The sequence below is a fragment of the Mesorhizobium sp. Root102 genome, assembly GCF_001425625.1.
Lineage (GTDB): Bacteria > Pseudomonadota > Alphaproteobacteria > Rhizobiales > Rhizobiaceae > Mesorhizobium.
This window is the reverse complement of record NZ_LMCP01000017.1, coordinates 1-25,041: the sequence shown is the minus strand read 5'-3', so window position 1 is coordinate 25,041 and position 25,041 is coordinate 1. Positions and strand designations below refer to the sequence as shown.

21 protein-coding genes and 1 pseudogene are annotated in these 25,041 nt (G+C 62.7%); 15 read left to right on the top strand and 7 right to left on the bottom strand.

Annotated elements, in window-relative coordinates; genetic code table 11:
* The first annotated feature begins 2 nt into the window (after positions 1-2).
* Positions 3-1,007: an inorganic phosphate transporter gene (locus tag ASD12_RS16560; RefSeq protein ID WP_056588127.1), complete on the top strand. Its 1,005-nt coding sequence runs from the start codon at positions 3-5 to the stop codon at positions 1,005-1,007.
* Positions 1,008-1,018: 11 nt separating this feature from the next.
* Here the strand turns inward: ASD12_RS16560 and ASD12_RS16555 are convergent.
* Positions 1,019-1,395: pseudogene (locus tag ASD12_RS16555) on the bottom strand (VOC family protein).
* Positions 1,396-1,645: 250 nt separating this feature from the next.
* Here ASD12_RS16555 and ASD12_RS16550 point away from each other — a divergent pair.
* Complete coding sequence (locus ASD12_RS16550) at positions 1,646-2,815, top strand: Mrp/NBP35 family ATP-binding protein (RefSeq protein ID WP_056588126.1); 1,170 nt, start codon at positions 1,646-1,648, stop codon at positions 2,813-2,815.
* A 31-nt stretch (positions 2,816-2,846) separates the two neighbouring features.
* On the opposite strand, the gene ASD12_RS16545 is transcribed toward ASD12_RS16550, so the two are convergent.
* The gene (locus ASD12_RS16545) at positions 2,847-3,296 is read right to left on the bottom strand and encodes a carbon monoxide dehydrogenase subunit G (RefSeq protein ID WP_056588123.1); all 450 of its coding nucleotides are present in this window, start codon (positions 3,294-3,296) and stop codon (positions 2,847-2,849) included.
* A 146-nt stretch (positions 3,297-3,442) separates the two neighbouring features.
* Between ASD12_RS16545 and ASD12_RS16540 the strand changes: the two genes are divergently transcribed.
* The 5 genes from ASD12_RS16540 (at position 3,443) to ASD12_RS16520 (ending at position 8,560) form a co-directional block, all read left to right on the top strand.
* The gene (locus ASD12_RS16540) at positions 3,443-5,248 is read left to right on the top strand and encodes an IlvD/Edd family dehydratase (protein WP_056588119.1); all 1,806 of its coding nucleotides are present in this window, start codon (positions 3,443-3,445) and stop codon (positions 5,246-5,248) included.
* Between the two features lie 214 nt (positions 5,249-5,462).
* Positions 5,463-6,281, top strand: coding sequence for a chromate resistance protein ChrB domain-containing protein (locus ASD12_RS16535; protein ID WP_056588116.1), 819 nt, complete (start codon positions 5,463-5,465; stop codon positions 6,279-6,281).
* Complete coding sequence (chrA, locus tag ASD12_RS16530; protein ID WP_056588113.1) at positions 6,278-7,669, top strand: chromate transporter; 1,392 nt, start codon at positions 6,278-6,280, stop codon at positions 7,667-7,669. Before ASD12_RS16535 ends, chrA begins: the two co-directional genes overlap by 4 nt.
* Before the next feature lie 27 nt (positions 7,670-7,696).
* A complete protein-coding gene (locus tag ASD12_RS16525) occupies positions 7,697-8,080 on the top strand; it encodes a VOC family protein (protein ID WP_056588109.1) in 384 nt (127 codons plus the stop codon).
* An 81-nt stretch (positions 8,081-8,161) separates the two neighbouring features.
* Positions 8,162-8,560: a hypothetical protein gene (locus ASD12_RS16520; protein WP_082525479.1), complete on the top strand. Its 399-nt coding sequence runs from the start codon at positions 8,162-8,164 to the stop codon at positions 8,558-8,560.
* A gap of 19 nt (positions 8,561-8,579) precedes the next feature.
* Here the strand turns inward: ASD12_RS16520 and ASD12_RS16515 are convergent, their stop codons facing one another.
* Together ASD12_RS16515 and ASD12_RS16510 are read right to left on the bottom strand one after the other, a co-directional pair.
* On the bottom strand, positions 8,580-10,166 hold the full coding sequence (locus tag ASD12_RS16515) for a trimethylamine methyltransferase family protein (protein ID WP_056588104.1): 1,587 nt from the start codon (positions 10,164-10,166) through the stop codon (positions 8,580-8,582).
* A gap of 190 nt (positions 10,167-10,356) precedes the next feature.
* A complete protein-coding gene (locus ASD12_RS16510; RefSeq protein ID WP_056588101.1) occupies positions 10,357-11,850 on the bottom strand; it encodes a PLP-dependent aminotransferase family protein in 1,494 nt (497 codons plus the stop codon).
* Between the two features lie 277 nt (positions 11,851-12,127).
* Between ASD12_RS16510 and pgi the strand changes: the two genes are divergently transcribed.
* On the top strand, positions 12,128-13,771 hold the full coding sequence (gene pgi / locus ASD12_RS16505) for a glucose-6-phosphate isomerase (RefSeq protein WP_056588098.1): 1,644 nt from the start codon (positions 12,128-12,130) through the stop codon (positions 13,769-13,771).
* A gap of 5 nt (positions 13,772-13,776) precedes the next feature.
* Entirely contained in the window at positions 13,777-14,499 is a 723-nt protein-coding gene (locus ASD12_RS16500; RefSeq protein WP_056588096.1) for an HAD family hydrolase, read from the top strand.
* 26 nt (positions 14,500-14,525) lie between these two features.
* Here ASD12_RS16500 and ASD12_RS16495 read toward each other — a convergent pair whose 3' ends face one another.
* Together ASD12_RS16495 and ASD12_RS16490 are read right to left on the bottom strand one after the other, a co-directional pair.
* Entirely contained in the window at positions 14,526-15,239 is a 714-nt protein-coding gene (locus ASD12_RS16495) for a methyltransferase (protein ID WP_056588092.1), read from the bottom strand.
* Positions 15,236-17,236, bottom strand: a complete 2,001-nt coding sequence (locus tag ASD12_RS16490; protein WP_056588089.1) for a long-chain fatty acid--CoA ligase — start codon at positions 17,234-17,236, stop codon at positions 15,236-15,238. Before ASD12_RS16490 ends, ASD12_RS16495 begins: the two co-directional genes overlap by 4 nt.
* A 456-nt stretch (positions 17,237-17,692) precedes the next feature.
* On the opposite strand from ASD12_RS16490, the gene ASD12_RS16485 reads away from it, so the two are divergent.
* From ASD12_RS16485 to ASD12_RS16465, 5 genes are all read left to right on the top strand, one after another.
* Complete coding sequence (locus ASD12_RS16485; RefSeq protein WP_056588086.1) at positions 17,693-19,285, top strand: ABC transporter substrate-binding protein; 1,593 nt, start codon at positions 17,693-17,695, stop codon at positions 19,283-19,285.
* A 50-nt stretch (positions 19,286-19,335) separates the two neighbouring features.
* The gene (locus ASD12_RS16480; protein ID WP_056588083.1) at positions 19,336-20,343 is read left to right on the top strand and encodes an ABC transporter permease subunit; all 1,008 of its coding nucleotides are present in this window, start codon (positions 19,336-19,338) and stop codon (positions 20,341-20,343) included.
* A 70-nt stretch (positions 20,344-20,413) separates the two neighbouring features.
* Positions 20,414-21,268, top strand: coding sequence for an ABC transporter permease subunit (locus ASD12_RS16475; protein WP_244482870.1), 855 nt, complete (start codon positions 20,414-20,416; stop codon positions 21,266-21,268).
* A gap of 2 nt (positions 21,269-21,270) precedes the next feature.
* Entirely contained in the window at positions 21,271-22,128 is an 858-nt protein-coding gene (locus ASD12_RS16470) for an ABC transporter ATP-binding protein (protein ID WP_056588077.1), read from the top strand.
* The gene (locus ASD12_RS16465) at positions 22,125-22,955 is read left to right on the top strand and encodes a dipeptide ABC transporter ATP-binding protein (protein ID WP_056588074.1); all 831 of its coding nucleotides are present in this window, start codon (positions 22,125-22,127) and stop codon (positions 22,953-22,955) included. Before ASD12_RS16470 ends, ASD12_RS16465 begins: the two co-directional genes overlap by 4 nt.
* 143 nt (positions 22,956-23,098) lie before the next feature.
* Here the strand turns inward: ASD12_RS16465 and ASD12_RS16460 are convergent, their stop codons facing one another.
* The gene (locus tag ASD12_RS16460) at positions 23,099-24,010 is read right to left on the bottom strand and encodes an alpha/beta hydrolase (RefSeq protein WP_056588071.1); all 912 of its coding nucleotides are present in this window, start codon (positions 24,008-24,010) and stop codon (positions 23,099-23,101) included.
* Positions 24,011-24,113: 103 nt separating this feature from the next.
* Here ASD12_RS16460 and ASD12_RS16455 point away from each other — a divergent pair, with 103 nt between their 5' ends.
* Positions 24,114-24,719 (top strand): TetR/AcrR family transcriptional regulator, encoded by a 606-nt coding sequence (locus ASD12_RS16455; RefSeq protein WP_056588068.1) that lies wholly within the window; start codon positions 24,114-24,116, stop codon positions 24,717-24,719.
* The last annotated feature ends 322 nt before the right edge of the window (positions 24,720-25,041 follow it).

The following is a 25,041-nucleotide window of genomic DNA, read 5'->3' as shown; positions in this document are numbered from 1 at the left end:
TGATGGAAGCCACCATTGCCTTTCCCGTGCTGGTCGGCCTCGTCGCCGTCGCGCTGTTCTTCGATTTTCTCAACGGCCTGCACGACGCAGCCAACTCCATCGCCACTATAGTCTCCACTCGCGTGCTGAGGCCGCAATATGCGGTGCTATGGGCGGCTTTCTTCAATTTCATCGCCTTCATGTTCTTCGGTCTCCACGTCGCCGAGACAGTGGGCAAGGGCATCGTCGACGTCAGCATCGTCACCCCGGCGGTGATCTTTGCAGCCCTTGTCGGCGCCATCGTCTGGAACATCGTGACCTGGATCGCCGGCATCCCGTCGAGCAGCTCGCATGCGTTGATCGGCGGCCTGGTCGGCGCCGGTGTGGCCAAGGGAGGCATGGGCGCCATCGTCTGGACAGGGCTCGGCAAGACGGTTGCGGCGATCGTCGTGTCGCCGGCGACCGGTTTTGTCCTGGCGCTCGTCCTGATCCTTGCCGTTTCCTGGCTCTTCGTGCGCCAGACGCCGTTTGCGGTCGACAGCACCTTCCGCGTCATGCAGTTCTTTTCCGCCTCGCTCTATTCGCTTGGGCACGGCGGCAATGACGCCCAGAAGACGATGGGCATCATCGCCGTGCTGCTCTATTCGCAAGGCATGCTCGGCGCAACTTTCTATGTGCCGCTCTGGGTCGTCCTCACCTGTCAGTCGGCGCTGGCGCTCGGCACCTTGTTCGGCGGCTGGCGCATCGTCCACACCATGGGCTCGAAAATCACCCGGCTGAACCCGATGCAGGGTTTTTGCGCCGAGACCGGCGGGGCCATCACCCTGTTTGCAGCCACCTGGCTCGGCGTTCCCGTTTCGACCACGCACACCATCACCGGCGCAATCATCGGCGTCGGCGCCGCCCGCCGCGTCTCGGCCGTGCGCTGGGGCATTGCGAGCAACATCGTCATTGCCTGGATTGTCACCTTGCCGGCCACCGCCGTGATTTCGGCGCTTACCTACCTCGCGATTGGCCTGGCGAGGTGAGGTGAAGAAATCTACCTGTCCACAAGGTTCAGGATGTTGCCGTCGGGATCCTTGAACCAGGCGACCTTCATGTCGTAACCGACGTGGACGTCGCCCTCCAGCGTCAGGCCGGGCATCTCATAGTGCTCGAAGGCGACGCCCTTCGACTTCAGCGCCTTGACGATGTGCCGATCTCGTCGCCAACCATCCAGGTCACCGCCGTTGCCTTGTTGGTTCCGGCAAATTGGGAACGATAGATGTTGAGGGTGGTATCGCCGCTTTTGTACACGATCAGTTCGCCGCCCTCATCGTGCACCTGTTTCAGGCCAAGTGTTCCCTCATAGAAGGCCTTGGCCCTTGCCAGGTCCTTTACCGCCAGATTGGCCGTTGCGTTGCTGTTTGCGAGCATGGTCGCCTCCTTCTCTGATTGCCGGTCCCGTGCTGGTCGTTGAATAGGTCTCCTCGATCGTTTGACGAGTGTCGGCTGGCCTGATTGCTGGCCGCACCGGCACTCGATCGTCTGGAAGACGTTTGATGCCGATGAAATCCGACAGGCCCCATCGTTTTCCCGGGCACGCCAAGGCAGCTATTGCTCCACGGCTTGGTTCTGTCCGGAAACTGCATTATCTCAGGCGCAAGCTGCGCAAGGAAAAACTGCCATGTCCGTCACCAAGGAAATCGTCACCGAGCGTCTGAAGACGGTCAACGGGCCGGATTTCACCGGCAACATTGTCGACCTCGGCATGGTTTCGGAGATTTTCATCGCCGACGGGAAGGTCTTCTTCTCGATTACCGTTCCAGCCGCCCGTGCCCAGGAAATGGAACCGCTGCGTGCCGCCGCCGAACGCGTCGTCAAGGCGATCCCCGGCGTCGCCGGCGCCGTCGTCGCGCTGACGGCCGAAAAGAAGGGCGGCGGCATGGAAGCGCCGGTTCCGGCGCGTCCCGCTCCCAGGCCCGCTCCGCCCGCGGCCGCGCCACGTGCCGCTCCCCATGCTCCCGCTTCACACAGTTCGGGCAAGCGTGGCGTACCCGGCATCGAGGCGATCATCGCGGTCGCCTCCGGCAAGGGCGGCGTCGGCAAGTCGACCACCGCCGTCAACATTGCGCTTGGCCTCGCCGCCAACGGCCTGCGCGTCGGCGTGCTCGATGCCGACATCTACGGCCCATCGATGCCACGGCTGCTCAACATTCATGGCAGGCCGCAGACCGTCGACGGCAAGATCTTGAAGCCGATGGAGAATTTCGGCCTGAAGGTAATGTCGATGGGCTTCCTCGTCGATGAGGAAACGCCGATGATCTGGCGCGGCCCGATGGTGATGTCGGCGCTGACGCAGATGCTGCGCGAGGTCGAGTGGGGCCGGCTCGACGTGCTCGTCGTCGACATGCCGCCCGGCACCGGCGACGCGCAGCTGACCATGGCCCAGCAGGTGCCGCTGGCGGGTGCCGTCATCGTCTCGACGCCGCAGGATCTGGCCCTGATCGACGCGCGAAAAGGCCTCAACATGTTCAAGAAGGTCGACGTGCCGTTGCTCGGCATCGTCGAGAACATGAGTTATTTCATCGCTCCGGACACCGGCAAGCGCTACGACATCTTTGGCCATGGCGGCGCCCGCCGCGAGGCCGAGCGTCTCGGCGTCACCTTCCTCGGTGAGGTGCCGCTCGAGATGGGCATTCGCGAAAGTTCGGACGCCGGCACGCCGGTTGTCGTCTCGAAGCCCGACGGCCCCGAAGCAAAAATCTACCGCGACATCGCTTCGAAGGTCTGGGACCGGGTCAATGAAGAGCGTGGTGCGGCTGCCGCCGCGGTGCCGAGTATCGTCTTCGAGTAGCGCGGATATCCCTCCCCTCAAGGGGGAGGGCTTAACCGCCGACCTTCTCACCGAAATTGGAAAAAAACTGTCCGGCCAGTTTCTTCGAGGTCGATTCGATCAGCCGGCTGCCAAGCTGGGCTATCTTGCCGCCGACGTCGGCCTTGGCGGCATATTTCAACACCGTGGTATCCGGTCCATCTTCGGTCAGCGTCACGTCGGCGCCGCCCTTGGCGAAGCCGGCAATGCCCCCCTTGCCTTCACCCTGGATGGTGTAGGAATGCGGCGGCTTCAGGTTCTTCAGCGTCACCTCGCCGTTGAACGTCGCCTTGATCGGCCCGATCTTCACCACCACGGTCGCCGCCATTTCGGTCGGCGACTTCATCTCCAGGCTCTGGCAGCCGGGAATGGTCGCCTTCAAGACCTCGGGATCGTTCAGCGCTTCCCACACTTTTTGCAGCGGTGCGGCAATGCGTTCCTCGCCTTCGATCACCAAAGCCATGAAAACCTCCCGGACAAGACTACCTGAAGCCCTAACGCACGGCTGGGTGCATGTCTATCGCACCAAAGTCCGGATGCGACCGCGCGCCCTCTTGCTTGCACTCGCGCGTTGTCATATCGATTTGTCATACAAATACGGAGACCACCATGGCCGGCGCCCCCACCACTAAGAAAAAATTTCGCTCGCAAGAGTGGTTCGACAATCCCGACAATCCGGGCATGACGGCGCTCTATCTCGAGCGCTACCTCAATTACGGCCTGACGCGCGCCGAACTGATGTCCGGCAAGCCGCTGATTGGCATCGCCCAGACCGGCTCCGATCTGTCGCCTTGCAACCGCCATCATATCGAACTGGCCAAGCGCGTCCGCGAAGGCATCGTCTCGATGGGCGGCATCCCTTTCGAGTTCCCCTGCCATCCGATCCAGGAGACCGGCAAGCGCCCGACCGCAGCACTCGACCGCAACCTTGCCTATCTCAGCCTGGTCGAGGTGCTCTACGGCTATCCGCTCGACGGCGTCGTGCTGACCATCGGTTGCGACAAGACCACGCCGGCCCTGCTGATGGCTGCGGCCACCGTCAACATCCCGGCGATCGCCCTGTCGGTCGGCCCGATGCTCAATGGCTGGCACAAGGGCAAGCGCACCGGCTCCGGCACCATCGTCTGGGAATCGCGCCAGCGGCTTTCGGCCGGCGAGATCGGCTATGACGAATTCATGGACATCGTCGCCTCATCGGCGCCGTCCACCGGCTATTGCAACACCATGGGCACCGCCACCACGATGAACTCGCTGGCCGAGGCGCTCGGCATGCAGTTGCCGGGTTCTGCCGCCATTCCCGCGCCCTACCGCGAGCGCGGCCAGATTTCCTATGAGACGGGAAAACGCATCGTCGAGATGGTGCATGAGGATTTGAAGCCGTCCGACATCATGACGAGAGAGGCTTTCGAGAATGCCATCGTCGTCAATTCGGCCATTGGCGGCTCGACCAATGCGCCTATCCATCTCAATGCCATCGCCCGCCACCTTGGAGTCAAGCTTGACAATGACGACTGGCAGACGGTCGGCCTCAATGTGCCGTTGCTGGTCAATTTGCAGCCGACGGGCGAATATCTCGGCGAGGACTACCATCGTGCCGGCGGCGTGCCGGCGGTCGTTGCCGAACTGATGAAGGGCGGGCTGTTGCCGCATCCCGGCGCACGCACCGTCAACGGCAAGTCGATCGGTGAGAATAGCGAGGGCGTCACCAACGAAAACCCCGACGTCATCCGCTCTGTCGCCAAGCCGCTGAAGGCCAATGCCGGCTTCATCAACCTCAGGGGCAATCTGTTCGATTCTGCGATCATGAAGACCAGCGGCATATCGCCGGAATTCCGCGAGCGCTATTTGTCCAATCCCAAGGATCCAGAGGCTTTCGAAGGCAACGCCATGGTTTTCGATGGGCCGGAGGATTACCACGCCCGCATCGACGATCCGGCGCAAGGCATCGACGAACACACCATCCTGTTCATGCGCGGCGCCGGTCCGATCGGCTATCCCGGCGGTGCCGAGGTCGTCAACATGCAGCCGCCGGCCTACCTCATCAAGAAAGGCATCCATGCGCTCGCCTGCATAGGCGACGGCCGCCAGTCGGGCACGTCGGGTTCGCCGTCGATCCTCAACGCCTCACCGGAAGCCGCGATCGGCGGTGGACTAGCACTGCTCAAGACCGGCGACCGTGTCCGCATCGACCTGCGCAAGGGCACGGCCGATATCCTCGTCACCGACGACGAGATCACCCGGCGCCGTGCCGAGCTGCAGAACAATGGCGGCTATCAATATCCCAAGCACCAGACGCCCTGGCAGGAGATACAGCGCGGCATGGTCGCGCAGTTCTCGGAGGGAATGGTTCTGAAGCCGGCGGTGAAATACCAGGATGTCGCGCACACCAGCGGTGTCCCCAGGGACAATCACTGATTCTGGATCGGCGGCTGGCGGCTTGATCAATCAGGCCGCCGGCCGTTTTTCCGTTCAGCGTGTTGCTTCCCCGGCCGGGAGGTCGAGAACGGTCACCATCCTTGACAAGCGCGCCCAACAAATCCACCATCAACACAAGGGGTGCATCGCGACGACCCCGTGAGGCGTCAGCCCAACGTTCGCGTCCAAGCTTCTCTTCCAGGAGGTGGACGCCATGCCGTCAACAACCGCTATCACTGTATCGCAACTATCCCGTCTGATCGGCCTGCCGGGTGCGCCGGTGGTCATCGATGTTCGCATCGATGACGATTTCGACGCCGATCCGCGCCTGTTGCCGGCCTCGTGCCGGCGCGATTTCAAAACCGTTTCGACCTGGGCCGTCGCATTCGCCGGCAAGCCGGTGGCGGTCGTTTGCCAGAAAGGGCGAAAACTCTCGCAAGGGGTAGCCGCATGGCTGCGCCATGAGGGGATTGCCGCCGAATCCCTTGAAGGCGGGTTTGAGGCCTGGCGCGATGCCGGGGCACTTTTGGTCCGCACCGCCAAGGTGCCGCCACGCAATGAAAAGGGCGCCACCGTCTGGGTGACGCGAGCACGCCCGAAGGTCGACCGCATCGCTTGCCCCTGGCTGATCAGGCGTTTCATCGATCCTCACGCGATCTTCCTGTTTGTCGAGACGGCCGAAGTGCCTGACGTGGCCGACCGCTTTCAGGCCGTGCCTTTCGACATCGACAATGTGTTCTGGAGCCATCGCGGCGAACGCTGCACCTTCGACACGATGATCGAGGAGTTCGGGTTGGAATCCGAGGCGCTCGATCGCCTCGCCGCAATCGTGCGCGCGGCCGACACCGCAAGCCTCGACCTGGTGCCCCAGGCGGCCGGCTTTCTGGCTGCCTCGCTCGGCCTGTCGCGTATGTTTCGCGACGATCTGGAACAACTGGAAGCGGGCATGCTGCTCTACGACGCGTTCTTCCGCTGGTGTCGCGACGCCACGGAAGAAACGCACAACTGGCCGGCCGCGAGCAAACCGATATGAGCGCTCTCGTCCCGGCAGATAAGGTGACGAGCGTCGAGGCGCCGGCTGCACCGACCTTCACCGAAGCCACGAAAGTCTGGGCGAAGATCGGACTGCTCAGTTTCGGCGGGCCGGCCGGGCAGATCGCCTTGATGCACAAGGAACTGGTCGAGGATCGGCGCTGGATCGGCGAGCAGCGTTTCCTGCATGCGCTAAACTACTGCATGCTGCTGCCTGGCCCGGAAGCCCAGCAACTCGCCATCTATATCGGCTGGCTGCTGCACAGGACGATCGGCGGCCTTGTCGCAGGCATCCTGTTCGTCGTACCGGGCGCGCTCGTCATGCTCGCCTTGAGCAGCCTCTACGTGCTCTATGGCGACATGCCGCTCGTCGCGGCGCTGTTTTTCGGGGTGAAGGCGGCGGTGCTTGCCATTGTCATCGAGGCGGTAATCCGGATCGGACGGCGCGCCCTGAAGAACCGCGTCATGGTATCGATCGCGGTCGCGGCTTTCATCGCCATCTATGCGTTGAATGTGCCGTTCCCACTCATCGTCCTGCTCGCCGGCCTGACCGGATGGATGGGAGACCGCGTTGCTCCGGCCCTGTTTTCCGGCTCCGCACGTGGCAAGGACGATGTTGCAGACTTCAAGGGAGCGGTCGACCTGATGTTCGAACGTGGCGAGCTCGCCCACGTCAAACCGACCAAGTGGCACGCGCCGCGCACCGTCGCCATCTGGCTGCCGCTCTGGCTCGGGCCTGTTCTTGCGATCTGGTGGTTCACCGGCTCCGCAAGCGTCTGGACCGAGATAGGCCGGTTCTTCAGTATCATGGCGGTCGTCACTTTCGGTGGCGCCTATGCTGTCCTCGCCTATGTCGCACAGGCAGCCGTCCAGTCCTTCGGCTGGCTGGCGCCTGGTGAAATGGTCGATGGTCTTGGGCTTGCCGAAACGACGCCAGGTCCGCTCATCCTGGTGTTGCAGTTCGTCGGCTTCATCGCCGCGTTCCGCCACGCCGGGTCGCTGGACCCGTTGCTTGCCGGATCGCTGGGGGCGTTGCTCACTCTGTGGGTGACCTTCACGCCCTGCTTCTTCTGGATATTCCTCGGCGCGCCCTATATCGAGGCCCTGCGCGGCAACAAGGCATTGTCGGCCGCGCTGGGCGCGATCACCGCCGCCGTTGTCGGGGTGATCATGAATCTGGCCCTGTGGTTTGCCTTGCACGTCATTTTCCATCAGGTCCGCAACCTAGGCCTCGGCATGAACGTGCCGGTGCTTTCGTCGATCGACTGGCGCGCAGCGCTGCTTTCCGTGGTCGCCATGATCGCCATCCTGAAACTGAAAATCGGCATGCTGCCGACGCTTGGCGCGTCCGCCCTGGCCGGTGTCTTGCTGTTGGCGGTAAGTTGGTAGTGGCGTGGGACAGTACGGGAGGAGACAATGGAAACTGTAAGTGTCCGCTACATCGTGAATGACGTCGACGAGGCCATAGCTTTCTACAGCGGACATCTCGGCTTCGCCGTCGCGCTGCATCCGGCGCCGTCCTTTGCCATGCTGGCGAAGGGCAATCTGCGGCTCCTGCTCAACGCGGTGGGGGGACCGGGCGGCGGATCGCAACCGATGCCCGACGGGAGTCGGCCTGAGCCCGGCGGCTGGAACCGCATCCAGATCGAGGTCAAGGACCTGGAAGCTCTCGTTGCCGCCCTGAGGCATGCGGGTCAAAGTTTCAGGAACGATATCGTCAAGGGCATGGGCGGCAGCCAGATCCTGTTGCAGGATCCTTCCGGTAATCTGGTGGAGCTGTTCGAGTCGGCGCGCAGGTAGGACTTTTTGCATGTCGCGGCCTCGAAACCGGTGCCACTTTTGGGCGACACGCACCAATTGGGTCGAACGGATCGGAACATCATGGCGGGACGGCGCTCTTCCCTCGGCTTCCTTGGAATGTTCGGCCGCTCGGGCGACTTGAGACAGCTCGACGCTGCATTGCGTGGCGCCGACCTTCACCCCGCCCTCGTGCCGGAGGGGGTGAAACTCACCATCGTCAATCTGATGAAGGATCACTGGTCCGACGAGTCGCCCACCCCAGCCTATGCAGAGGTGGCGCGGCTGTTCAGCTATTGCATCGCCGGACCCGAAACCTTCGAAAGCTCCCATGGCTTGCAGCAGCGTCAGGACGTAGAGCGCCGGATCGAGGCCGCGGTGCAGGCCGGCGACAGTTTCGATGCGCAAATCGTGCTGATGGCGTTGCACGCCAAACTGATCAATGCCGAGGTCGTGGAGCGCTACGGGCTGAGCGCCGAATAACTGTTCCGGCGAGCGTTCCTTATCCGCCCATGCTGCCGCGAGTCAGCTTGATCATCTCGCCAAAGCGGGCGCGCAGTCTGTCGTCGATCAGCTTCGGCACATGGCGCGGAAAGCGCTCGGCAAGCACGCGTTTCTTCTCGATGATTGCCCGCTGCAAGATGTCGGGTCGGCCCTTTTCGTTCCATTCCTTGGGCGAAAAGCGGTCGCCGACGGCGGGATAAAAATACTCCGTCTGCATCAGCCGCAGCGTCTGTTCATTGCCGAGATAGTGTCCCGGACCCTTCAGGCAGACATCGGCGATGGTGTCGATCGACAGCGCCTCGTCCGTCACCTCGATGCCGCGCACGCAGCGCAGGCAGTGGCCGAGCATGTCGTTGTCGATGATCAGGCTTTCCAGGCAGAAGCCGAGCAGCGAGGCATGCATGCCGGCCGACTCATAGACAAGATTGAGCCCGGCGAGGCCGGCCATCACATCGGTGATGCCCTTTTCGTAGCCGGACTGGATGTCGGGCAGTTTCGAATCCGTCATGCCCGCGGCAGAGCCGCCCGGCAGATCGTAGAATTGCGCCATCTGCGCGCAGGCCGCGGTCAGCACTGCCTGCTCGGCCGAACCGCCAGACATGGCGCCGGTGCGCAGATCCGAAACGAAAGGCCAGGTGCCGAAGATCGCCGGATGGCCCGGCTTGATGGCGTTGACATAGACCAGACCGGCCAGCACTTCGGCCACTGCCTGCACCACGGCACCGGCAATCGCCGCCGGCGCCGTGGCGCCTGCCTGGCCGGCCGAAAGCAGGAGGATCGGGATGCCGCCCTCGACGCAGGCCTCGAGCACGCCGCAGGCGTCCTCGGCGAACTTCATCGGCGGCACGACGAAGCAGTTGGAATTCGACACGAACGGCCGGGCGCGGAAATTCTCCTCGCCGCCGGCGATCGCATAGAGCATTTCGAGCGCCGGCTGCACGTTCTCGCGCACGGTGAACGAGGTGCCGACATGCTTGGACGTGCCCATCACGCAGGCATAGAGCGTGTTGAAGTCCATTTCGAGCGGATCGGGAATGTCGCGCGGCACCATCGGCCGCTGGAAGAAATGGATGTTGTCGAGCCCTTCGACGAGGCGGGCAGCGTCATAGATGTCTTGCAGCAGCGACTCGCGGTATTCGCGCTTTTCGACATCGACCAGATGCACGGCGGCACCCGCCGTGCCGTAGTGCACGCGCTTGCCCTTGATCAGCATGTCGTGCTTGGGATCCTGGCCGTGCAGGGTGAAATGCCGCGCCGCTTTCTTGATCGTGTCGAGCACGAGCGCCCGGGGGAAGCAGATGCGGCCATCGTCGCCATAGCTGGCGCCGGCCTCGGTCAAGGCTTCGATGCAGGAGGGAATGGCATTGGCAAAGCCAACCGTTTCCAGGAGCGTCAGCACCGCTTCGTGGATGCGTTCCTGGTCGTTCCGGGTCAGCGGTCCATAGCTGCCGCCTTCGAGGCCGGCACGCACCGGCTTGATGTCGTCGGCCAATGGGGCTGCCCGCATGGCGCGGCGCGCTTCGCGCCCGCCGGAGCGGCGCGAACGCTGATCCGCCGCCGCTTCCTGCTTTTCAAGAGCCGACATGGAGACACTCCGCCTTTCTGAGAAGCAGAGCGCGGCGGTTGGTCCACCATCGGCTGCTTCTTCCCCTTATGCCCCCGACTATGCCGCCGGCATTGGCACAGCCTAGGGGCCAGCCGGTCCGGTTGCATATGCCAGAGGGCTAAAGGACGGAGCCACGCTCGCGCGGCTCGTCCAAGGGGAAGGCGATGGATCAGGCAGCCGCGGGCCTGCGTCCGGCTGCGGTAGCCAGTTCGCGGATGCCTGGCTCGATGTGCTGCAGCGCGATCGACGAGATGCCCAGCCGCATGAAACGCGAAGGTTTTTCAGTGCGATCGAAGAAACGGTCGCCCGGTTCTATGATGACGCTGCGCGAGGCTGCTGCCTCGGCCAGGCCGCGCGCATCGGTGCCGCGCGGCCCTTCGAGCCACAGCGACGTGCCGCCGGCCGAATCGGTCGAGCGCCATTCCGGCAGGAAAGCGGAAATCGCATGGACCAGCCGCTTGCGCCGCTCGTCGAAGGCCGACGACAGCCGCCGCACCAGCGCCTCGTGATGGCCGAGCGACAGGAACAGCGCGACGGCGCGCTGGTTGTTGGCCGGCGGATGACGCAGCATGAAGCGGCGCAACGCCCTGAGTTCGGAGATTAGGCCAGCGGAAGCGACGATGTAGCCGAGCCGCAGGCCCGGAGCCAGCGTCTTCGACATCGAGCCGACATAGACGACGCGGCCGGAACGATCGAGGCTCTTCAACGCCTGCTGCGGTGCTTCGTCGAGAAGCTGGCTGTCATAACCGTCCTCGATGATGATCTGGTTGTAGCGGTTGGCCCGCGCTAGAAGATCCTGCCGCCGTTCCGCCGACAACGGCACCATGGTCGGGCAATGGTGGCTGGGCGTGACGAAGACGAAACCGGAATCGTTGGGAATAGAAGCGGTTACGATGCCGGACTGGTCGACCGGCACCGGCTGTATCTCGGCGCCGGCAAGGCGGAAGATCGAGCGGGCGTCGGGGTAGCCGGGGTCCTCCATCGCCACCTTCGAGCCCTTGGCCATCAGCAGCGTCGCCAGCATATAGAGCGCATTCTGGGCACCCAGCGTGACGATGATCTCGTCGGGATTGGCGAAAATCCCGCGCCGCGGCAACAGCCGCGCCTGGATCTGCTCGATCAGCAACGGATCGTCGCGGTCAACCATGTCGGACGCCCAGTTGCGGATCTCGAGCACGGCAAGTGCCATGCGGTTGCACTCGCGCCACTCGGCGGTCGGGAACAGCGCCGGATCGAACTGGCCGTAGACGAAGGGGTAGGACGACTTGATCCAGTTCTCGTGCTTGGCCGGCGGCGGCATGTCGCTGGCGGCGATCTTGCGGCGTGCCTTCCAGTCGATCTCATTGGCCTGGTCGGGTGCCTTCTGGTGCGGCTTGGCCGGCGTCGCCAGCACATCGGGATTGACGAAATGGCCACGCCGCTCGCGTGCCACCAGGAAACCCTGGTCGACAAGCTGCTGGAAGGCCAGCACGACGGTTCCGCGCGCAACGCCGAGTTTCTCGGCCAGGATCCGGCAGGAAGGAAGCGGCATCGAAGCGGCGATCTGGCGGTCGAGAATGGCGGCCACGATGGCTTGGCGGATCTGCGCCTGCAGGGTCTGGCCCGATTCCGCCGAAATCCGGAACAGGCCGGACCATATGGCCGTGTCGTTACGCTGTGGCATGGAAGATGTTCCTCGATGGCCAGCCTTTTTCGCTTGGCTGGACCAGCCGAACGTAACCGTGGCACAAGGGGTTGCGCCAATCAATTTTTCTGATCGTTGGGATTTATGCCAGTGATCCTTCACGCCATTTTGATGCTGCGCTGCGGCATAGCTGCGTGACTCCATGCGTCATCGCTGCGCATTGAAACGAGTGGAATTCGGCTCAATAGATTGTCGCGACGACACGCGCCGGAAACATCCGGTCCGTAATGATGGCTCGAGGTTTCGGAGTTCGGCAGTGGATCAATCGTCCTTTCAAAATCAGCTCGCCGCGTTGCGCGATCATCGCGCCGCGGCGCCCGCCAGCATGCGCCAGGCCTTCGCCGCCGATCCCAAGCGATTCGTGACATTCTCCGCCACCGACGGTGACCTTCTGCTCGACTGGTCGAAATGCGCGGTCGACACGACCACCATGGATCTGCTGGAAAAGCTCGCCGAGGCGGCGGATCTCGAAGGCCGCCGCGCCGCCATGTTCGCCGGCAAGAAGATCAATGTCACCGAGGACCGCGCCGTGCTGCACACGGCACTGCGCAACCTGACCGGCAAGGGCGTCACCGTCGATGGCCAGGACGTCAAGGCGGACGTTATTGCCGTGCTCGATGCCATGGGTGCCTTTGCAGATGCCGTGCGTTCCGGCAAGGCGGCTGGCGCCACCGGCAAAAAGATCACCGACATCGTCAACATCGGCATCGGCGGTTCCGATCTCGGCCCGGCCATGGCGACACTGGCGCTGGCGCCCTATCATGACGGGCCGCGCGCGCATTACGTCTCCAACATCGACGGCGCCCATATCCACGACACGCTGAAGGGGCTGTCCGCCGAAACCACGCTTTTCATCATCGCCTCCAAGACCTTCACCACCGTCGAGACGATGACCAATGCGCAGACGGCGCGTGACTGGGTGCAGAAGGCGCTCGGCAAGGAAGCGGTCGGCAAGCATTTCGCCGCTGTCTCGACCGCGCTCGACCTGGTGGCGAAGTTCGGCATTGAGCGGGATCGCGTCTTCGGTTTCTGGGACTGGGTAGGCGGGCGCTATTCGGTCTGGGGCGCGATCGGCTTGCCGGTGATGATCGCCATCGGCCCGAGGAATTTTCGTGCTTTCCTCGATGGTGCGCACGAGATGGACGAGCATTTCCGCACCGCGCCCGTAAAGGAGAATCTGCCGGCGCTGCTGGGGCTGGTCGGCTGGTGGCATCGCGTGATCTGCGGGTATCCAGCGCGCGCCGTCATCCCTTATGACCAGCGCCTGTCCAGGCTGCCTGCCTATCTGCAGCAACTCGACATGGAATCGAACGGCAAGAGCGTCACCCTCGAAGGCACGGCTGCGGCGACGCCGACCGGACCGCTGGTCTGGGGCGAGCCCGGCACCAACGGCCAGCATGCCTTCTTCCAGCTGCTGCACCAGGGCACCGATTTCATTCCGGTCGAGTTCCTCGCCGCGGCCGTCGGCCACGAGCCCGATCTCAAGCACCAGCATGATCTGCTGCTCGCCAACTGCCTGGCGCAGTCGGAAGCGCTGATGAAGGGCCGCACGCTGGAGGAGGCGCGCGCCCAGATGCTGGCCAAGGGCATGAAGCCGGCCGAGGTCGACAAAATAGCCCCACACCGCGTCTTCTCCGGCAACCGGCCCTCGGTGACCATCCTCTACCGCAAACTCGACCCGCGCACCTTCGGCCGGCTGATCGCGCTCTACGAGCACCGCGTCTTCGTCGAGGGCACGCTTTTCAACATCAACTCCTTCGACCAATGGGGCGTCGAGCTCGGCAAGGAACTGGCCACCGGCCTTTTGCCTGTCGTGGAGGGCAAGGAAAGTGCCGCCAACCGGGATTCATCGACCGCTGGTCTTGTGGGATTCATCCACCATTTGCGTGGCTCGGAGTGAAAAGCTTGGCAGACATCAAGGGAATATTGTTCGACAAGGACGGGACACTTGTCGACTTCAACGCGACCTGGCTCAGCATTGCCGATTTCATGGCCATGGATGCGTCCGAAGGCGACCGCTGGAAAGCCGACAGGTTGCTGGCGGCTGCCGGCTTCGATTTCGCCAACAAGCGTTTCAAGCCGGATTCCATCTTCGCGTCCGGCACCAATCTCGACGTCGTCGAATTGTGGTTCCCGCGCCTGTCCGAAGAGGATCAGATGCTTGCGGTTGCCCGCTTCAACGAGATCACCTCGATGCAGGGCTCGGCGATGGCGGTGGCGCTGCCCGGCATCGTCGACACGCTGACAGCGTTGCACAGGAAGTCCTACCGGCTTGGCGTCGCCACCAACGATTCCACCAGCGGCGCGGAAAAGACGCTGGTCACGCTTGGCGTGGCCCAGCTGTTCGACGCTGCCTATGGCTACGACGCGGTGGCCAATCCGAAGCCTGCGCCCGACACGATCCTGGCCTTCAGCGACCTCACCGGCCTTAGACCGGCGGAGATTGCCATGGTCGGAGACAACCGCCACGACCTCGAAATGGCGCGGGCCGGCGGCTGTGGGCTGGCGGTTGGCGTGCTCTCCGGCACCGGCAACCGCGAATCGCTGGCCGGCATCGCCGACGTTGTTCTTGATTCGGTCGCCGATCTGCCCGACTTCCTCTCGGCACGGGTCAAGGAGACGATCTGATCTCGTCGGTAGATGCGGGCGCCTCGTCAGCCTTCGAAACGAAAGACACCGCTCGGCTCCAGCGCGCTGTCTTTCGCCTGGCCGAAATCCGGCACCTTGTATTCGGCGAGCAAGCGCAGCCGTGATCGTGGCAGATAGGCGCGGCCGGGGTCGCCGACCAGGACCTCGATGCCGGCTTTCAGGCAGCGTTCGAGAAAAGGCATGACGCGCTCGGCGACGTCCTGTCCATAGAAGACATCGCCGGCAAGCACGAGGTCGACCGCGAGTGGTGAACCCCTGGTGATATCGTCTCCGATCACGGTGATGGCGACGCCGTTGGCCGCCGCGTTGAGAGCGAGAGCGGCAACGCCGTTGCGGTCGATCTCGGCGGCGATGACTTCGCGCGCCCCAGCCTTGGCGGCGGCAATGCCGACAAGGCCGGAACCGGCGCCAAGGTCGAGCACGCGGCGACCGGCCACCGTTTGCGGGTGATCCAGGATGTGGCGCGCAAGCACCGCGCCGCCGGCCCACACATAGGCCCAGTAAGGCGGCTGCGGCTCAGGTCCATCATCGTCCATCTCATCGTCGGCGTATTGGCGCGGATCGATAAGCCGCCTCAAGCCGCTGGCCGGATGCGGCGTGTATAGCCGGATCTCGGGGAGCGACGGCGCCGGGGCGAGGCGCATGTTCGCCCTGATGAATTCTGTCGGATCAGGACGACAATGTGCGTGTACGGCCTGCGGGCCGTCGGCTGCCGTCATTCGCGCAGCGCTCGCCGCAGGATCTTGCCGACCGGCGTCTTCGGCAGCTCGGTGCGGAATTCGATGTATTTGGGCCGCTTGTAGCCGGTCAGGTTCTCGCGGCAATAGGCGGTCAGCGTCTCAGCCGTCAGCGCCGGATCCTTCTTGACTACGAACAGTTTCGGGACCTCGCCCGAATGCTCGTCCGGCACGCCGATCGCCGCCACTTCGAGCACGCCAGGATGCATCGCCACGACTTCCTCGAGCTCGTTCGGATAGACGTTGAAGCCCGAGACCAGGATCATATCCTTCTTGCGGTCGACGATCTTGGTGTAGCCGCGCTCGTCCATGAAGCCCATGTCGCCGGATTTGAAGTAGCCGTCCTTGGTCATCACCCTGGCGGTTTCATCCGGCCGGTTCCAGTAGCCCGCCATCACTTGCGGTCCCCGGATGCAGATTTCGCCGACCTCGCCGAGCGGCAGGTTGTTGCCGTCGTCGTCGCGGATGGCGATCTCCGTCGAGGGCAGCGGCAGGCCGATCGTGCCGGTGAAATCGCCGGGGGTGAATTTGTTGGCGGTGGCCACCGGCGAGGTTTCCGAGAGGCCGTAGCCTTCGGTGACTGGGCAGCCGGTCAGCGTCTTCCAGCGTTCGGCGACGCCCTTCTGCACCGCCATGCCGCCGCCCAGCGTCAGCACCAGCGGCTTGAAGTCGAGCTTGCGGAAATCCTCATTGTTGAGCAGCGCGTTGAACAGCGTGTTGAGGCCCGGAAAGATGTGCACTGGATATTTCTGCAGTTCCTTGACGAAGCCGGGAATGTCGCGCGGGTTGGGAATGAGCACATTGCGAGCGCCCTGCTGCATGCCCATCAACGCGTTCACCGTCAGCGCGAAGATATGATAGAGCGGCAACGCGCAGATGAAGTTGGGGTGCGCCGGTTTCGGCTTGAACGTATAGGCGTCCTCCATCCACTGCGCGTTCTGCACGACATTGGCGAGCACGTTGCGGTGCAGCAGCGTGGCGCCTTTCGAGACGCCCGTGGTGCCGCCGGTGTATTGCAGGAAGGCGACATCGTCGGCTGACACCTTGGCCGGCTTGAAGGTCGCGCCGGCACCGGCCTTCACGGCGGCGTTGAACTTGATATGGCCGGGCAGCGACCAGGCCGGCACCATCTTCTTCACGCGGCGCACGACGAAATTGACGATGGTGCCTTTCAGGCCGCCGAGCATGTCGCCCATCGCGGCGACCACCACATTCTTGACCGCCGTCCTGGCGATCACCGCCTCCAAGGTGTTGGCAAAGTTCTCCAGGATGACGATGGCTTGCGCACCGGAGTCCTTCAGCTGGTGTTCGAGCTCGCGCGGCGTGTAGAGCGGATTGATGTTCACCACGACATAACCGGCGCGCAAGACGGCCATCATCGCTACCGGATATTGCAGCACGTTCGGCATCATCAGAGCGACGCGCGCGCCTTTCTGAAGGCCTTTCGATTGCAGGTAGGCGCCGAAGGCCGCCGACAGCCGCTCGACATCGGTGTAGCTGATGGACTTGTCCATGCAGGTGAAGGCCGGCTGCGCGGAAAATTGCTTGCAGGCGCCAACCAGGAAATCGCCGATCGAGCTATAGGGCAAGGGACCGATTTCGGCCGGCACGTTTTTCGGATAGCTCTTGAGCCACGGCTTTTCCGGCAGGCCCGCCGCCAGCGCCGTCAGCGCTTTCGGCAATCGTTTGGCGGCAGCCTCGGCAGGCTTCGCTGCCGGTGGAGCCTTTGTCGCTGCTGCCTTCGCCGCCGGCTTGACGGCGGCAGGCTTTGTCGTGGACGCCGTCTTTCCGGCAGCAGCCTTGGCCGGGGCTTTGGCCGCCGGCTTTGCGCTTGCCTTTACCGGCACGGTGGCCGCCTTCGGCTTGGCCGCAGCGGCTTTGGCAACTGGCGCTTTCGGCTTGACCGTGGCAGCAGCGGCTTTGGGAGCCGCCTTGGCTCCCGCTTTCACCGGCACCGGCGTCCTTGATGCTTTTGCCACCCGTTCCTCCCTCGACAATTCTTGTTGGTCCGCGTTGCGCTCGCCTCTGAGTTGACAGAGACGTCCTCCGCTGCTGCCGCTATGTCTTCTATGTATTGCCTCCATTGGTGACCGTGCAAGTCTTGCCCTTGCGGCAAGGCGGCGAAAGATTTGCTGTCGAAAATCTTTCCCGCCTCCGACACTTCCAACCGGTGTCCCGCTGCACCCTCGGCCGCCCGGAAAGCGCGCGCGGCATCGATATCGACAGATCGGCGATCAATAAAAAAATGCGGTCGTTAATAATCTTGTGAATGGAAAAAACTGCTAATTTTTTCTGCCTTTTTGCAAAATCGCGGATTTTTTTCCTGCTTCCCGCGGGGTAAGCAAACGGGGTGTTCCAAAGCCGGAAAAACGGTGCTTATATGCGCGCTTCGCGAGCCTGATAGAGGGGCTTGGAAGAACATCAGGGAGTGCTCAATGAAGAAGAAACTGACTTTTGCAGCCGCGTTGCTGGCTGCAAGCGTCCTGGGCGGCGTGGCCAACGCGAAAACTCTGGTCTATTGCGCGGAAGCTTCGCCGGAGGGTTTCGACCCGGCGCCGTATACCGCAGGCCAGACGTTCGACGCGTCGTCGCGCACCGTCTTCAACCGCCTTGTCGAATTCGATCACGGCAAAACAACGACCTCGCCGGGCCTGGCTGAAAGCTGGACGATCTCCGACGATGGCAAGGAATATGTCTTCAAGCTGCGCAAGGGCGTCAAGTTCGCCGCCACCGACTATTTCACCCCGACGCGCGACTTCAACGCCGACGACGTGGTGTTCTCATTCGAACGTCAGGTCGACAAGAACGGCCCGTGGTTCCAGTACATCCCAGGCATTGCCTACCAGTATTACAATGACCAGTTCGGCGACAACATCACCAAGGTCGAGAAGGTCGATGACCTGACGGTGAAGTTCACCCTCAAGGAACCGGCAATCACCTTCATTCCGACGCTGGGCATGGACTTCGCCTCGGTCGTCTCCAAGGAATATGCCGACAAGCTGCAGGCGGACAAGACACCTGAACTGTTCAACCAGAAGCCGATCGGCACCGGCCCATTCATCTTCGTCGACTACCAGACCGACGCGGCCATCCGCTACAAGGCCAACCCGGACTATTGGGGCGGCAAGCAGAAGATCGACGATCTGGTCTTCGCCATCACCACCGATCCGGCGGTGCGCGCGCAGAAGCTCAAGGCTGGCGAATGCAACATCATGTCATACCCGGCACCGGCCGACATCGCCGGCCTGCAGGCTGAAGCGAGCCTGAAGGTCGACGAGCAGGAAGGCCTCAATGTCGGCGCGCTGATGTACAACACGCAGCAGAAGCCGTTCGACGACGTGCGCGTCCGCAAGGCGCTCAACATGGCCATCAACAAGAAGGCCATCATCGACGCCGTCTTCCAGGGTGCCGGCCAGGTGGCGATCAATCCGATCCCGCCGACCATGTGGTCCTACAACAAGGAAGTGAAGGACGATCCGTACGATCCGGATGCGTCCAAGAAGCTGCTTGAAGAGGCCGGCGTCAAGGACCTCAAGATGAACGTCTGGGCCATGCCGGTATCGCGTCCGTACATGCCGAACGCGCGCCGCACCGCCGAACTGATCCAGGCGGACTTCGCCAAGGTCGGCGTCACCGTCAACATCGTCAGCTACGATTGGGGTGAATACCTCAAGCGTGCTTCCGCGGTCGATCACGACGGCGCCGTCATCGTCGGCTGGACCGGCGACAATGGCGATCCGGACAACTTTCTCGGCGTGCTCCTGAGCTGCGCTTCCGTCGGGTCGAACAACCGCGCGGAATGGTGCAACAAGGACTTCGACGCGCTCATCAACAAGGCCAAGACCGTTTCGGATCAGGCCGAGCGCACCAAGCTCTATGAACAGGCACAGGTCATCTTCAAGGAACAGGCACCCTGGGCGACGCTCGCTCACTCCAAGGTGTTCATGCCGATGCAGAAGACCGTCACCGGCTTTGCGATGGATCCGCTCGGTATCCATCGCTTCGACGGCGTCGATATCGCCGAATAAGGTTGCGAAACGGGGACGTCACCGCAGGGTGACGCCCCCAATCGCCCGCCATGCTGCGTTATATCCTCGGCAAGCTCGCCCTCATCATCCCGACCTTCATCGGGATAACCATCCTCGCCTTTGGCTTCGTGCGCATCCTGCCCGGTGATCCGGTGCTGGTGCTTGCGGGCGAACGCGGCCTGTCGCCCGAACGTCACACGGCGCTGATGCACCAGTTCGGTTTCGACCTGCCGATCTGGCAACAATATTTGACCTACTTGACCAACATCCTCAGCGGCGATTTCGGCACCTCGTTTTCCACCAAGACGCCGGTGCTCAAGGACTTCCTGGTGCGCTTTCCGGCAACGGTCGAGCTCGCCATCTGCGCCATGATCTTTGCCGTCCTCCTGGGTGTCGCCGCCGGTATCTTCGCCGCCATACGCCGTGGCTCCTGGTTCGATCAGCTGACCATGGGCACGGCGCTGGCAGGCTATTCCATGCCGATTTTCTGGTGGGGTCTGCTGCTGATCATCGTGTTCTCCGGCACGCTGCACTGGACGCCGGTTTCCGGCCGCATCGACCTTCTCTACTTCTTCAAGCCGGTGACCGGCTTCATGACCATCGATTCCCTGATCTCCGGACAGAAGGGTGCCTTCCGTTCGGCGCTGTCGCACCTCATCCTTCCAACCATCGTGCTCGGCACCATACCGCTGGCTGTCATCGCCAGGCAGACGCGTTCGGCCATGCTCGAGGTGCTCGGCGAAGACTATGTGCGCACCGCGCGCGCCAAGGGCCTGACCCCGTTCCGGGTCGTTGGCCTGCATGCCTTCCGCAATGCGCTGATCCCGGTCGTCACCACCATCGGCCTGCAGGTCGGCACGCTTTTGACCGGCGCCATCCTGACCGAGAGCATCTTCTCCTGGCCCGGCATCGGCAAATGGATGATCGACGCCATTTCCAAGCGCGACTATTTCACCGTGCAGGGCGGGTTGCTTTTGATCGCATTGATCGTCATGTCGGTGAACCTGATCGTCGACGTGCTCTACGCCGTCATCAACCCACGCATCCGGGCCAACTGACATGAGCAACGAAGGCCCAGCCACCATCGAAGCCGCGACCGTCGTCAAGCAGCAGGACGCGAGGCTGCAGATGTTCGGCGAGTTCTGGCACTACTTCTCCGTCAACAAGGGCGCGGTGATCGGGCTCTTCGTCTTTGCGCTGCTGATCCTGATCGCCATCTTCGCACCGCTGCTGGCGCCGCATTCGCCGGACGATCAGTTCCGCGACTTCTTCCTGACACCACCAGCCTGGCAGGAGGGCGGCAACGCGCAGTTCCTGCTCGGCACCGACGCGGTCGGTCGCGATATGCTGTCGCGGCTGATCTATGGCTCGCGCTTCTCGCTTGCCATCGGTTTCGTCGTCGTCACCACCGCACTGATCTCCGGCGTCATCCTGGGTCTGCTCGCCGGTTACTGCCGCGGCTGGGTCGACACGCTGATCATGCGCATCATGGACATCATCCTGGCCTTCCCGTCGCTGCTGCTGGCGCTGGTGCTGGTCGCTGTGCTCGGCCCCGGCCTCGTCAACGCCATGATCGCCATCGCCTTCGTGCTGCAGCCGCATTTCGCCCGGCTCACCCGTGCCGCCGTGATGGCCGAGAAGACCCGCGAATACGTCGTCTCCGCCAAGGTCGCCGGCGCCAGCCATCTGAGGCTGATGCTGGTCACCATCCTGCCCAACTGCATCGCGCCGCTGATCGTGCAGGCGACGCTATCCTTCTCCAACGCCATTCTCGAGGCGGCCGCCCTCGGCTTCCTCGGCATGGGCGCGCAGCCGCCGACGCCGGAATGGGGCACCATGCTGGCCGAAGCGCGCGAGTTCATCCTGCGCGCCTGGTGGGTGGTGACCTTCCCCGGCCTCGCCATCCTGATCACCGTCTTCGCCATCAATTTGATCGGCGACGGCCTGCGCGACGCGCTCGACCCCAAGCTGAAGAGGTCGTGAGCATGCCTCTGCTCGAGATCAAGAACCTCACCGTTTCCTTCGACACCGCGGCCGGACCGTTCATGGCCGTGCAAGGCATCGACCTGTCGATCGAGCCGCGCGAAGTGCTGGCGATCGTCGGCGAGTCCGGTTCCGGCAAGTCGGTGGCGATGCTGGCGGTGATGGGCCTGTTGCCCAACACGGCAACGGTCAAGGCAGACCGCATGGCCTTCGACGGCGTCGATCTCCTGGAGCTCAGCCCGTCCGAACGCCGCAAGATCGTCGGCAAGGACATCTCGATGATCTTCCAGGAGCCGATCGCCAGCCTCAACCCGTGCTTCACCGTCGGCTTCCAGATCGAAGAGGTGCTGCGCTTCCACATGGGCATGGATCGCGCCCAGCGCCGTGCGCGGGCCATCGAATTGATGAAGCTGGTCGGCATCGCCGACCCGGAAGAAAGGCTGAGCTCGTTTCCGCACCAGATGTCCGGCGGCCAGTGCCAGCGCGTCATGATCGCCATCGCCATTGCCTGCAATCCGAAACTGCTCATCGCCGACGAGCCGACCACGGCGCTCGACGTCACCATCCAGAAGCAGATCCTCGATCTCCTGGTTTCGCTGCAGGCCAAATACGGCATGGGCCTGATCATGATCACCCACAATATGGGCGTGGTGGCCGAGACCGCCGACCGCGTCATCGTCCAGTACAAGGGCCGCAAGATGGAAGAGGCCGACGTGCTGTCGCTGTTTGAATCGCCGAAGAGCAACTACACGCGTGCGCTGTTGTCGGCGCTGCCGGAAAACGCCGTCGGCGACCGGCTGCCGACCGTGTCCGACATGATGTTCGAGCCGGCCCCCTCTGCCGCGGGAGCCGCCTCATGAGCACCACGGTTCTCGAAGGCAAGAACATCGTCCGCGACTATCACATTGGCGGCGGCCTGTTCACCGGACCGCGCACCGTGCATGCGGTCAAGGGCGTATCCTTCAAGGTGGACAAGGGCAAGACGCTGGCCATCGTCGGCGAAAGCGGCTGCGGCAAGTCAACGCTCGCCCGCATCATCACGTTGATCGATCCGGCGACTGCGGGCGAGCTGTTCATCGACGGCAACAAGGTCGACATCGCCAGGAATGGGTTGACGAAGGAGATGCGCCGCAAGGTGCAGATTGTCTTCCAGAATCCCTATGGGTCGCTCAATCCGCGCCAGAAGATCGGCGACGTGCTGGGCGAGCCGTTGCTGATCAACACCGACAAGTCGGCGGCCGAACGGCGCGACCTGGCGATGAAGATGCTGAAGAAGGTCGGCCTCGGCCAGGAGCACTACAACCGCTATCCGCATATGTTCTCGGGCGGCCAGCGCCAGCGCATCGCCATTGCCCGCGCGCTGATGCTCAACCCAAGCCTGCTGGTGCTGGACGAGCCGGTCTCCGCGCTCGACCTGTCGGTGCAGGCGCAGGTGCTCAACCTGCTCGCCGACCTGCAGGACGAGTTCCAGCTGACCTATGTCTTCATCAGCCATGACCTGTCCGTCGTGCGCTACATCGCCGACGATGTGATGGTGATGTATTTCGGCGAAGCGGTCGAATACGGCTCGCGCGACGAGGTCTTTGCCGACCCCAAGCACAGCTACACCAGGACGCTGTTCGCCGCGACGCCGCGTGCCGACGTCGCCTCGATCAGGGCGAGACTGGCGAAGAAGAAGGCCGCCTGAGTCAAAACCCAATTACTCTGAGCGACTGAGTTTACCCGAAGACGACTTACGTCTGCCGCGAAGTGGACGGCAGCTTTGCGCCCAAGCCGGCCACCAGACTCTGTTTGCGCGATGCCTGAAAGCGGATAGCAAACCGATCGCGTTTATCTGAGGAAATCAGTGACTACTTTCACCGTGGCGGCCGGATTCTCCTCCATGATCCAATGTCCCGAACCGGGAATGACGCTCTCGGTAACGTTGTCTGCGGCGAAGCGCATCACCGTCGCCATTTGGGTACCGAACGACTTTTCTCCTCCGACCGCCAGCAAGGGCATCTTCAGCTTTCCTGACGTTTCCAGGAACGCCTTGTTATCGAGCGCGTCCTGGTCGAAGGCTGCGAACTGCGCGAAGCCGGAGTGCATCGCGCCCGGCAAAGCGTAGAGAGCGGCATAGTGCTCGCGGGACGCTTCGTCGAAATGTGATGGATCGGCAGAAAACTCGTTCCAAAATCGGTCGAGATAGATCCGCTCCCGACCTGCCACGAGCCGCTCCATATCCGGTCCACCGAACCTGAAATGCCAGAGAAGCGGGTTCTTGAGTATTTCTTCCCAAGGGCCGACGCCGGGAACAGGGGCGTCGATCAGCACAAATTTAGACACCTGATCCCGATGCTGCGCAGCAAAGGCAAAACCCACCATATTGCCAATGTCATGCGTGACGAGATCGATGCTTTGGATATTTAGGCTGCGCAGGACTGCCTCCATGTCGGCAGCCTGAGTTTTCTTGTCGTAGCCAGTCTCGGGGTGGGACGACAGACCCATGCCACGTAGATCCGGCACGATGACCATGTGATCCTTTGCCATTTCAACGGCGAGCGGTTCCCACATGTCTCCCGTCTCACCGTACCCGTGCAGCATTAGTACCGCAGGACCGGAACCGCCTACGCGCACGTGGATCGTCACACCGTCCGTCTTGACCTCGCGCGTCTCGAAGCTGGCCGGAAACGGTTTAACGTTGGCGCTGGCGGCCTGCGTGGCCAGCAACAGCGCAGTACAAAAGATCAACAGCTTCGACATCGCTTCACTTCCCCATTGTCTACCGATTGGTATATAAAAGGCGGATCGGTTCACGCGTCAAGCGATAATATACCAGTCAGTATAATAAAGAGAGTGAGTGACTATGGGCAGGCCGAGAGAGTTCGATACCGAGAAAGCACTCGTGCAGGCGATGCGGCTTTTCTGGCGCAAGGGCTACGAGGGCACGTCGCTGACTGACCTTACAGAAGAGCTAGGCATCACGCGCCCCAGCCTCTACGCGGCGTTCGGCAACAAGGAAGAGTTATTCCTGAAGGTGCTCGACCGCTATGACCGCGAGACGTCGCATTTCATCCAGAATGCCTTGGACGCGCCAACTGCACGCGCGCTTGCTGAGGGGCTGATATATGGCGCATGCGCGTTCCACTCCGACACGGGAAATCCGCCAGGTTGCCTTATGGTGCATGGTGCCCTGATAGGGAGCGACGACAGCGTGTCGGCCCGCAAGGAGACAAATCTTCGACGCGGACAACTTAGAAACCAGATAGCTAAACGTCTCGAACGTGCTCAGATGGACGGTGATGTTGGCAAGGACGCCGATACAGCTGCCCTCTCAGGATACCTGGTTGCAATCCTGCGCGGGATCGCTGTCGAGGCCGCGAGCGGAGCCCAGCCAGACGAACTCCACCGCATCGCTGATGTCGCGATGAGAGCCTGGCCGGCCATTAGCCATTCTGCCGATAAATGCTGACAGTTCGTTGTCGGCCCCGTTCCCACCGTTCCGAAATGCATATCCGAATGGCATCTTCTGCCGCGGTCCTAACGTCCATTTCTGACCAGCCATTTGCGGCTGCCAGCCGATCGAGTTTTGACCTGGAGCGTTTTCCCGCTAGGTGGAATAACTTGGCGGCGCACAAATGCGGCCAAAAGTAGATGGAGCCCACGCCGGTTCAACTTGACTGCATCTCGCTCTAGCAGGCTTCTCTGATTGGGGTTGTTGAGGTCAAGCTCCTGTTGCGTTTTTTTCGGACCGTGTCGCCCCGCGGGTCACTCGCTTCTCTTCGCGGTCGGCG